The 6,775-nt window shown below is 47.4% G+C and carries 6 protein-coding genes; 1 reads left to right on the top strand and 5 read right to left on the bottom strand.

Annotated features, from left to right (window positions below; genetic code table 11):
* Nucleotides 1-135: 135 nt before the first annotated feature.
* A complete protein-coding gene (locus WBA89_RS20305; protein WP_424408986.1) occupies nt 136-663 on the bottom strand; it encodes a DUF4330 domain-containing protein in 528 nt (175 codons plus the stop codon).
* Between the two features lie 709 nt (nt 664-1,372).
* Between WBA89_RS20305 and WBA89_RS20300 the strand changes: the two genes are divergently transcribed.
* Nucleotides 1,373-2,227, top strand: coding sequence for a M48 family metallopeptidase (locus WBA89_RS20300; protein WP_424408985.1), 855 nt, complete (start codon nt 1,373-1,375; stop codon nt 2,225-2,227).
* Nucleotides 2,228-2,401: 174 nt separating this feature from the next.
* On the opposite strand, the gene WBA89_RS20295 is transcribed toward WBA89_RS20300, so the two are convergent.
* The 4 genes from WBA89_RS20295 to WBA89_RS20280 form a co-directional block, all read right to left on the bottom strand.
* Nucleotides 2,402-3,169 carry a metallophosphoesterase family protein gene (locus WBA89_RS20295; RefSeq protein ID WP_424408984.1) on the bottom strand — a complete coding sequence of 256 codons (768 nt, stop codon included), beginning with the start codon at nt 3,167-3,169 and terminating at the stop codon, nt 2,402-2,404.
* A gap of 409 nt (nt 3,170-3,578) precedes the next feature.
* Complete coding sequence (locus WBA89_RS20290) at nt 3,579-4,325, bottom strand: DUF1995 family protein (protein WP_424408983.1); 747 nt, start codon at nt 4,323-4,325, stop codon at nt 3,579-3,581.
* 252 nt (nt 4,326-4,577) lie between these two features.
* Nucleotides 4,578-5,309 (bottom strand): cyclase family protein, encoded by a 732-nt coding sequence (locus WBA89_RS20285; protein ID WP_424408982.1) that lies wholly within the window; start codon nt 5,307-5,309, stop codon nt 4,578-4,580.
* A 74-nt stretch (nt 5,310-5,383) separates the two neighbouring features.
* A complete protein-coding gene (locus WBA89_RS20280; protein ID WP_424408981.1) occupies nt 5,384-6,466 on the bottom strand; it encodes an acyl-CoA dehydrogenase family protein in 1,083 nt (360 codons plus the stop codon).
* Between the last annotated feature and the right edge of the window lie 309 nt (nt 6,467-6,775).

The following is a 6,775-nucleotide window of genomic DNA, read 5'->3' as shown; positions in this document are numbered from 1 at the left end:
GCCTTCTATCTTCTACCTTCTACCTGACTGATGACGTTGGACGTTCGCTGGGGGGGGAGACAGCACTAATGACTAATGACTAATGACTAATGACTGCTGACTAATGACTAATGACTAATGACTAATGACTAATGACTATTCTTTGACTCGCACGTCGATGACGCTGGCGTTGAAAATGTATTTTTTGCCTTCAAGTTCTAGGGTAGTGCCAATTTTGACCTTGGTATTTCCTAAAACCGGGCCGTTTTCAGTAATTTGACCTTTTCCTTCTAGGGTAAACATCATATTTCTGCTGAAAGATTCCTCTTCTCGGGGATCGGGCAGAGCTTTGAGAGTACCGTTGGGCTGGGGAACTGCTAGGGTTCGGGTGATAGTTTTGACGGATTTGATCGTAATCTGACCGGCGGGCTGGTTGCGGATAACTACGTTGATTTTATCGCCGGCTTTAAACAACTCTGGAAAGTTGGTGCCTTTGAGTCCGATCGCAATTGCATCAATCTCTACAGGTTTAACACTAGGGCCGCCGACTTGGGCGACGGAACCGCCAGATGTGCCGGGAAAAAAGAAGATGCCGACTGCAACTAGCAGTACAATCAGAGCCGCACCTACGTCTAGGATGCTGAGTTTGCCGAACAGCCGGCCTTGAGAATCTAAAATTTTCATAAATCGCCTATAAACGGACAGCGACAGGAGTATCTGTACAAGCCAAAAGATATTACCACAGCGATCGCCCAAAATCCGCAGGACTTGCAGAGTCGGTGAGGGGTGATGGGGTGATGCGGAAGAGGGGGAGAGTGGGGAGAGTGGGGAGAGTGGTTAAAATTTGGCAACAAGTTAAAATAGCAACAAAGCAGCGTTCTATTTCGTCTGCAGATTTAGTGACTTTTTGAGTTTTTCCTAAAAAAAAAGAATACCGGGCGGTTGAAACCGCCAGAAAGTCAAACAAAACCTGCCGACGCCGGTTGAAGAACGGACGGTTGAAATTACATTATTTTTTTCAGTCTCTTAGAGAGGGACTTTGTTGTTGTAAATCCGGTTTCAACCGCCGTCTTATCTCCTTCTTCCTGATGACGTTGGACGGAAAGCTTCGGGGGGGGACAGCAAAACATGACTAATGACTAATGACTGATGACTAATGACTGATGACTGATGACTAATGACAACTAAGAGGGCGGGCACGGGGGCACCGCCCCTACTGACTAATGACTAATGACTGATGACTGATGACTGATGACTAATGACTAATGACTAATGACTAATGACTGATGACAACTAAGAGGGCGGGCACGGGGGCACCGCCCCTACTGACTGATGACTGATGACTGATGACTAATGACTAATGACTAATGACTTCTTTTAGCACTTATCAATCATGTTCAAAAGTTTTTGGTTGACTTGCCGGCATACTTGTGGCCGGGGAATTTATCTGTTTCTGTCGCTGATTGTGGCCGCGGGTATCTGGGTGGTTTCCCCGGAACCAACACAGGCGTTTTCTTTGCCGGAACTGATTTTTCGGGGGATTCAAGTTATTCAACTGTCGAATATGTCCGATCGCCAGGAGGTGACGGTTGGCCGACAAATCAATCAGCAGTTGGCGAGCTCGGAAGTGAAAATTTACGGCGATCGCGCTGCTAGAGTATATATCAATCGCATAGGTCAGCGGCTGGCAGAGCAAAGCACTCGCCCGAACATTCCTTATACTTTTCAGGTAATTGACGATGACAAAATTAACGCTTTTGCGACTATGGGCGGTTTTGTGTACGTGAATAAGGGTTTGATGGTGGCGGCGGACAATGAAGCCGAATTAGCCAGCGTCATCGCCCACGAAATCGGGCATATTAGTGCTCGCCACTCGATTAAACAAATGCGTCAAATGGCGATCGCCTCTGGTGTAGCTTCGGCGACAGGGCTCGATCGCTCGGCGGCGGTGCAGATTGGCGTGGAGTTGGCTTTGCGCCGCCCCCACAGCCGCCAAGCTGAGTACGAGGCGGATCGGTTGGGATTGGAAACTATGGGGCGAGCGGGCTACGCTCAATCTGGGATGGTTGATTTTATGAAAAAGTTGCTCAATCAGTCTTCTCCACCGAGTATTTTGAGCACACACCCGGCTACGAGCGATCGGATTGCCGCGATTTCTCAAGCGATCGATCCGGATCTGGCTAGCGGTGAAGGCTTGAACAATGCGGCTTACAAGCTGGAAATCCGGCGATTTTTGCGATCGTCCTAGCAATTCTCTAATTGTCAAAGGCGAACTCTTCTCTTCTCTTTTCTTACTTAGCGATCTTTGCGTCTTCGCGGTTCGTTAAAAAACAAATCTATGTAGTAGAGTGCGTTACAAATGAGTGAATTTCGATTTTGTCGATCGAACTCAAACTGACGCACCCTACAACTACAAATTTATTTAACCCTGATGTTGAACAACAGGACTCATCGGAGTTTTTGGGCGTGAAATCTGCGGGTACAATTGTCTGACAACTTCATCAAACGGCACAATTCGGACTTGATGGTTAAACACATTTACTTGATAAACTCTGCGGTAGTTGAGGTCAAATCCAGTCAGCCAGCCGCTTTTGGGATGATAAGCACCCGTGTCAATATCCAACCACCCTTGGCCCCTGACTAATTCCCCCGGCCTCACACCCTCAAAGGTAAAGGTGATCGTGTGACCGGTGATAATTAATTTATTGGGAAAATACGGTTTCGATATCGTGTGAAATTCTTTGCGAATCCAGCACAGTTGTTCGCTAGACTGTTCGTTAATTGGCATAGCCGGATGCACGCCCGCGTGTACCAGCCAGATATCGCCCAAGTCAATGTACGTAGGGAGCGATCGCAGCCAATCTAAGTGTTTGTACGGCATCATCCCTGTATCCCTGTAGCTGGCGACTGTCGCCTCCCCGCCGCTGTACAGCCAAGATTGCCACGCCCGCATATCTGGATGCCGTCCCGACAAAGCCTCCAGCATCAGTTGTTCGTGGTTTCCCAGCAGAGTTTGGTAGGGGCTGTGCTGCACAAAATCTAATACCTGAGCGCTTTTGGGCCCGCGATCGATTAAATCTCCCAAAAAATAGACGCGATCCTTCGAGCTCGGGGCAAGTGCCTCTAGCAAGAGCATTAAGCCGTCGTAATGCCCGTGTACGTCCCCGATAACAATGCGTCGGTACTCCACTGTGTTTATCCGCTTCCCTGACTCAAAACCCCAATTACTTGCTTAGATCGTGTGATTTTGCTGATATTTCCTCCGTTCTTTCGGGAGGAGGGGTTTGACCCATTATAGTCCTTGCGATCGATATTCAGTAACTTTCGCTAATATTTGTTTGCCTTGCTACAGATAGCAAAACTGGCAAGCTTTTCATTGCGTTTCTGCAACTGTTATTACTGAGTCAATCTATTTTAGACACTTCGACTTCGCTCAGTACGAGTTTGAGATTTGAGATTTACTCGACAGTTATTTGTCGATCGATCGACTCAAAAATAACTCACTTCTGTAGGGTGCGTCAGTCAAGATTTATCTGTACAAGTCAAAAATAATCCAAGCTGACGCACCCTACAATACCGCGATCGACCTTTAACAGCTCTCACTGAGTCAAAGCTTTGAGAAAAGTCTGAAGTTCTGCCAAAAAACCTTTCTTTTTTAGCGGTTTTGCAGGTGTGTTGGAATTGGGATCGGCGGCTCCCAAAGCTTTGTTTAAAATCCGCTCTAAATCGTCTCCGACGGGTTTTTGAGCGGTTTCAGAAATGAGTTCGTATTCGTCGTTTGTTTCCAGCCAAACTTGCCAGGGTTGGGGGTAACAGCGGAATAAAGCCGCACTGTCTAGAGGCCTGATGTAGTAGGAGGATTCGATTTTGTTGAGGAACCGATCGCGCAATTGACGGCCTGCATAGCCTATACCTATAGTAGCAACATCTTCGAGCCGCGGGTTTAGTAGAATTACAGGGCGACCGGCGGCTGCTATGTAGAGTTTTTCAACTTGCGCTACTTCTACGGCGGCTGGATTGACGAGCAAAAACAGTTCGTCTTCCGGTGCTATTTTCTCTTCGACAGGGGTGCGGCTGCTGCCCAAATCTGTGACTTTAAACGGTGTTTCTCCCCAGTCGCGGCGGGCGAGGGCCGCCGCACCGGTATCGGGAAAAAAGACTTTGACTCCAGAGTGCATTTCCTCAAATTCTGGGAGGAATTGTTGGGTGATAGACTGTGCTTGCAGTGCGATTTCTGGAAATACTAATTCAACTTGCAGGAGATTTTGACCGTCCGAGAGGGCGGCGGCTGTTGCAATGCGCGATTGGGCGATCGCCTCGTTGAGATCCTGTGGCAGTTCTGTCATTAATCTTAATTATTTTTACTCGACTTCTCTCACTTTAATTTTACCGCAATAAGCTAATCAACACTAATACCAATTTCCTAAAGTAGCGCTAGATATTACCCCCCCAACCCCCCCTTAGTAAGGGGGGGCTAAGACTTCATGGATAGCACATTTTTAGAAAAATGGTATAACATTTTATATCAAACAATAATCCAACCATGAGTGAGGCGCGCCTCTGACCAGCCCCAACAAACACTTTAAATGTGCAAGCGTTTAAGCTACAAAAGCTAACACTGACACGGGCGAGCCTGAGCCTCCCAACAAACGTAATATTCCGACAACCAAAGTGATGTCAGCAGCAGGTAACAAGTGGAGATTTGCTAGATTTTCCAGCACTATTCGCTGCTTTCCCAACACCATTTTGTTAACCGCAAAACTTTCATCTTGTCCCGGATCTACTCCGTGGGTATCGGTTCCTATTCCAGCGACTGAGCGTTCTTCCAGCAAAAATTGAGTTGCTGCTTTGCCAAATCCGGGAAAGTGGCAAATTCCGCTCTCGTCCGCATTAAAGAATGCTCGTTCGTCCTCCCATTTTTCTTGCCAGCCAGTATACAATAAAACTAGATTTCCCGGTTCTATAAATTGGTGTTTTTGTTCCCAATTTAATATATCATCTACAGTTAAAGTGTAGTCGGGATTGGCAAGACTTTGCTCGCGGATGTCGATCGCAATTGCGGGCGAAACTAGCGACTGCGGCTCGTAATTATCAACACTCGCGCCGGCTGGATCGAAGCTGTTGGGTGCGTTGATGTGAGTGCCGCTGTGTTCTCCTATTGAAAATTTTCGCAGGAAATAGCCGTGTTTTTCTATTTGAGATACGGTTTCAAATGCGATCGCCGGATCTCCGGGCCAGATGGGAATATTTGGATGAATTGCGTGGGTTAAGTCGATAATTTGTCTGTAGGCGATCGTTTTTAAATTGTTTGAGTTGAAGTTGTTTGTCATGGGCAAAAATGAATAATTTCGGCGGTTGAAACCGCTCCTTGTCAAGCGAAGTCCACTCCTAGCGGACTAAAGAGCTAGCTCACAATCCGATCGAGCGCAGCTTCCATCACATCCTTGGTTTGCCCGGAAACAGTATACACCAAAGCTTCTCGATAAACTCTCCCGGCTGGGTGCAGCGTACCGTTAGCCGCGCCGCCGGAAACTGCAACCGCAGCGTGCCCGCACCGCACTGCTAAGTCAATGGCTGCGGCTCGGAGCGCTAATTGTTCTGCTTTTGAGCTATGTTGAGATTGTCGGAAATTTTGTTTGAGCCGATCGAGCTTTTGCTCCAATTTTTGACAAGCCGCCGTCATTGAAGGCGAATTTTTAGCAGCCGCCACTGTTGCAATTACATCCAATCCGCCTCGAATACAGCCAAAAGTAGCCGGCACAGAATTCAGGATATTTTTGCTGTCGTTTTCGGCTATCCACCCGACAGGTTTAACCGAAATTATTTCCGATTCGTGCAGCAACCAATTATCGAGAGTTGCTGTCACAGTATTAGTCGAGTTCATGGCGATTAACTGCATGATTTCGCTGACAGCTATTTTACCATATTCACGATCGATATTGGCAAAAGGTAGCACACCAAAAACCGCGCGATTGTCTGGAAGTAGCGCAGCTACAATAAACTTTTGAAACAAGCCAAAACCTGTAATCCAAGGAATATTCCCCGACAGTAAATAGCCATCCTTTGTGGGAGTTGCGGTGACTGCCGGTTTGCCCGTTAGCGAAGCCCTCGAAGAGGATCGCCTTAAATGCGAAAACCCAACACCTAAGCGTAACCCTTTTTGGGCGATCGCCCGCAAGTAGATATTTTTTAGCATTTCATTGTCGCTGTTGGCAAGCATCGCAGTTGCGCTGTGGTGCTGAGTTTGCAGGAAAGCCAAAGCCCCAGAATATCGAGCCGTCAATTCCTGATATTCGTAAAAAACCTCCGGGGAAATCTCCGCACCGCCCCATTTTTGGGGAACTCGCAACGCTAAGAGCGATCGGCTTTCCAACCCAGAAACTGCTATTTTCAGCGCTTCCGAGTCGCCGTCGATAACTTCGGCGCGGGGTACAACACACTCTTTGAGATAAGTTTTTGTGCTGTGGAGAATTTCTTGAAAATCCATTTTTCATGATTGTTTTAAAATTGGCCTTACTATTATTTCAGAAAGCCCCACAACTAATACAAAATCTGAGCCACCCCTTGTATGATTCGGCGGTTGAAACGCCAGAGAGTCAAACGATGTCGGCGCCGACTGGTTCATAAAGGGGAGCCCAAACCCGGATTTGGTATATAGCGGTTCTCAATCGTTGTGAGGTTTGGCCTATGCCCTATGCCCTATGCCCTATGCCCTATGCCCGACAACACCTCATCTTTCTGAGAAATGCTATAACTTATTTCCACACTTTCCAAGGAGCCTTCCCTTCATCCCAAA

This window comes from Microcoleus sp. (assembly GCF_049646505.1).
Classification (GTDB): domain Bacteria; phylum Cyanobacteriota; class Cyanobacteriia; order Cyanobacteriales; family Microcoleaceae; genus Microcoleus.
Note: the sequence above shows the minus strand (reverse complement) of the source record. Positions and strands in the feature narration are given on the sequence as shown.